This window comes from uncultured Jannaschia sp., from assembly GCF_947494055.1.
In the GTDB taxonomy this organism is placed as follows: domain Bacteria; phylum Pseudomonadota; class Alphaproteobacteria; order Rhodobacterales; family Rhodobacteraceae; genus Jannaschia.
Map to the genome: position 1 here is coordinate 1 of NZ_CANLTR010000100.1, position 3,415 is coordinate 3,415.

Here is a 3,415-nt window from a genome sequence, read left to right on the forward strand (position 1 = left end):
CGGCTGCACGAGGGCGACCAGTTCGCGCCGGACTTCCTCGCCCTCAGCCCCAACGCGAAGATGCCGGCCATCCTCGATCACGCGCCGGCGGCGGGCTACGGCGACGCGCCCCTGGCGGTCTTCGAGTCCGCCGCGATTCTCCTTTATCTGGCGGAGAAGACAGGACGCTTCGCGCCGTCCGAGAGTGACAGGCGGACGCGCAAGGACCTCATGGAGTGGCTCTTCTGGCAGACCGGTAGCCAGGGGCCCATGGGCGGCCAGCTCAGCCACTACCGCAACTACGCGCCCGAGGCGGAGCGCGATTACGGCTTCCGCCGCTATCTCGGCGAGTACGAGCGCACGATGGCGGTGCTGGAGAACCGGCTGAGGGACCGTCCCCACATCCTCGGCGAAGAATACTCCATTGCAGACATGCAAGCCTTTCCCTGGGCCTTCATTGCCAAGCCCCTCGGCTCGTCGCTCGACCGCTTTCCGAACGTCGCCAACTGGCGCGAACGGCTGAAGGGCCGTCCCGCCGTGCGCCGCGCGATCGACCTCCAGAAGGACCGGCAGAACCACGGCGAGGGCAAGCGCACGGTCGAGAACGATGCGGAGACCTTTAACCAGAACGCCGACCGCCTGCTTGCCCTGGGCCGCGGCGGGATTTGAGTCCAAATGGACCTCGCCGTGTTTGTCCCATCGTGTCGACGGCTTCGCCAGAACTCTTTACGAAAGGTGCCTAGTGTAAAAAGTCGTGCTACGAAGACCTAGGTAGGGCAGGGGCTTGCGGAGCGCGACGGAACAATGACCAACCGGCGAAGTGTCAAGAGTGCCGACGGCAACGCCGCGGACGCCCACGAGCGCGGCCGGGACTACCTTGGACAGCCGCAGGTCGATCGGCTCCTCCAGGCTGCCAAGAAGGGCCGGCACGGCGTCCGCGATCATCTCCTACTCCTGATGGTGTTCCGCCACGGGCTTCGCGTCTCCGAGGCCGTCGCCCTGCGCGGGGAGCACGTCGATCTCCTGCAGTCCCGGCTCTGGGTCGCGCGGCTCAAGAACGGGCTCAGCGTCGAGCACCCCGTTGCCGGCGACGAACTCCGCGTCATCAAGCGCTGGCTGGCGCGGCGCGACGACGACCTGCCCTGGCTCTTCGTCTCCGAGCGTCGTTAGCCGCTCACCCGGCAGGGCAGGCCGTAAACTACATCATCAAGTCTGCCGGAGACCGCGCCGGCCTCGGTCACGTCCATCCGCACATGGCTCACGCCATTCCTGCGGCTTCGCGCTGGCGAACAGGAAGCACGATCTGCGGATGATCCAGGACTGGCTCGGCCATCGCGATCCTCGTCACACCGCGCACTACACCCGTACGGCCGCGAAGCGGTTCGACGGGCTGTGGTGAGCGGAAGCTCCCGCACAGCGATCACAGCAAGACGCCATCGATCCGGGCGACTTTCGAATAATTCGACTGTTTCGAAAATTTCGTTTGATACGGGTGCCAGCTGGCACATATGAGAAGCCAAGGCGCCAAAGACCCGTCCTGTTGCGCCGGCACTGGAGACCGACATGACCGAACCGAACTTCGTCCTCGCCGATTTCGGCGACCGCTTGCCCACGGCCGAGGAGACCGACAGCGCCGCCGAAGCGCTGACGGCGATCGAGAACAGCCGGACCGCGAACGGGGCCCTGCCGATCGGGGAGGCCCTGTTGTCGAGCTCCCTCGTCGGGCTCATCACCGACCTTCTCAGCATCGTCGCCCGGGGCAAGACCGTGACCTATGCGCCCATATCACGGCGCCTGACGACGCAGGAGGCCGCGGACCTTCTCAACGTTTCCCGGCCGCATCTCATCAAGCTGCTGCAGAATGGCGAGATCGATCACGAGATGGTCGGGACGCATCGCCGGGTCGCCCTCCGGGACGTGCTGGAGTACAAGGCCCGGCGTGGTGCGAGCCGGAAGGCGGCGCTGCAGGAGATGCAGGACATCGCAGACGCGCTCGACCCCACGTGATCCCCGCGGCCAATCGTTACACGGCCATTCTCGACGCGAGAGTCCTCTTTCCGAACATGAAGCGCGATTTGCTGCTGCGGTTCTTCGAGGCCGATCTGTATCGGGCAAGCTGGACCGAGCGCATTCAGCGGGAATGGCTCACGAACGCGATCTCGCAGTATCCAGACCAGGAGAAGGCGCTGCGCCGGACGGATGGCCTCATGCGCACGCACTTCGCCAGCGCCTGGATCGAGACGGAGTACGAAGCGTTCGTCGAGGCGATCGCCCTGCCAGACCTGGATGACCGCCACGTCGTCGCGGCGGCCATCGCGGGCTCGGCCAACTACATCGTCACAGACAACATCAGGCACTTCCCCGCGGCGGAGCTGGATCGGTTCGGCATCGAGGCAGGTACGGCCGACGCGTTCCTGGCCGGCACGTTCGAGCATTATGAAGGGCCGGCTCTGGTCGTTCTGCGGGAACATCGGGCGGGATTACGCGCGGCGCCGTCCGCTGCCGAGTATCTGATGATGCTGCGACAGAAGCAGATGCCGCGCCTCGCATCCCGGCTGATGCCGCTGCGTGATTATCTGTAACCTCGGGATGCCCGGAGATGCGCTATGACCGATCCTGGACACCATCCTCGAGGCCCGCGTCGCGGAGATCGCGCGGCTCGACGACACCTTGATCATGGATGTTGCCGGCGTCGCACAGGCGACCGACGAGATGCGCCAGGCTCTCGACGCGCTCGACCAACTCCTCGACGCGCGGGCCTTCGAGTGCGCCGCGCAGCTGGGTTACCGCGACATCGCTTCAGCCTTTGCGTTCTTGCAGCGGACGCTCGGCGCGCTGCAGGGATCCGAACATGACCGGTCGGCCCTCGTTTCGGAAGTAGCGGCAGAACTGGGTTGCTCTCGGGAGGAGGCCGAGCCGCACGTCACCGCGCGAATGGCGAGCCTGCGCCCGCGGGACGGCGAGGACGGTGACGGCACCGAATGGGTCGACCGACCTGCAATCGTCACGCCCGCGGGTCGGGTGACGGTTCCTCGGGCCGCACTGGATGCCTTGGCCCTCGGACCGGACCAAGGGGTCCGCTTCGTGTGTGGATCGGACGGGCGTGTCGAGATGGCGGCAGAGGATCATGCGGACCTGCGCGACTTGCGATCGAGATTGCGCGGAGCAAGCGACGAGAACGGGGATCGAGTAGGGACGGTCTCGGCGGGCAGAGATGAAGCGTCCTGACAGGACAGTCAGGATGGCAAAGCCCAATATTCGATGTTCGGGTTCGACGGTCCTGGCTCGCCTCCCGCGACACCGATCTCCCTTGGCGAACGGGATCGCTAGAAGGCACGGACCCTGTAAGCCGCGTCGGTTGCTGGGACGATAGGGCCCAACAGGCTCGAACGTGCACGTTCCGACTTTTTGCATAACCTGTGAAGAACGATCTTCG

At 65.5% G+C, this 3,415-nt stretch carries 6 protein-coding genes; all 6 read left to right on the top strand.

The annotated features are described in order from the left end of the window. The coding region (locus tag Q1A87_RS23070; RefSeq protein WP_299657081.1) for a glutathione S-transferase C-terminal domain-containing protein at positions 1-648 on the top strand (648 nt) is incomplete at its 5' end. A 135-nt stretch (positions 649-783) separates the two neighbouring features. Further along, entirely contained in the window at positions 784-1,149 is a 366-nt protein-coding gene (locus Q1A87_RS23075; RefSeq protein ID WP_299657084.1) for a tyrosine-type recombinase/integrase, read from the top strand. Further along, positions 1,061-1,378, top strand: coding sequence for a tyrosine-type recombinase/integrase (locus Q1A87_RS24380; protein ID WP_363323062.1), 318 nt, complete (start codon positions 1,061-1,063; stop codon positions 1,376-1,378). Before Q1A87_RS23075 ends, Q1A87_RS24380 begins: the two co-directional genes overlap by 89 nt. A gap of 164 nt (positions 1,379-1,542) precedes the next feature. After that, entirely contained in the window at positions 1,543-1,986 is a 444-nt protein-coding gene (locus Q1A87_RS23080; protein WP_299657087.1) for a helix-turn-helix domain-containing protein, read from the top strand. After that, complete coding sequence (locus tag Q1A87_RS23085; protein WP_299657090.1) at positions 1,983-2,561, top strand: PIN domain-containing protein; 579 nt, start codon at positions 1,983-1,985, stop codon at positions 2,559-2,561. The genes Q1A87_RS23080 and Q1A87_RS23085 overlap by 4 nt, the downstream gene beginning before the upstream one ends. 94 nt (positions 2,562-2,655) lie before the next feature. Then, positions 2,656-3,207, top strand: a complete 552-nt coding sequence (locus Q1A87_RS23090; protein WP_299657093.1) for a hypothetical protein — start codon at positions 2,656-2,658, stop codon at positions 3,205-3,207. Positions 3,208-3,415: the final 208 nt, after the last annotated feature.

Excerpts from the sequence above, each read along its gene's own strand:
- Q1A87_RS23075 (WP_299657084.1), top strand. The coding sequence starts at position 784 with ATGACCAACCGGCGAAGTGTCAAGAGTGCCGACGGCAACGCCGCGGAC.
- Q1A87_RS23080 (WP_299657087.1), top strand. The coding sequence starts at position 1,543 with ATGACCGAACCGAACTTCGTCCTCGCCGATTTCGGCGACCGCTTGCCC.
- Q1A87_RS23090 (WP_299657093.1), top strand. The coding sequence starts at position 2,656 with ATGGATGTTGCCGGCGTCGCACAGGCGACCGACGAGATGCGCCAGGCT.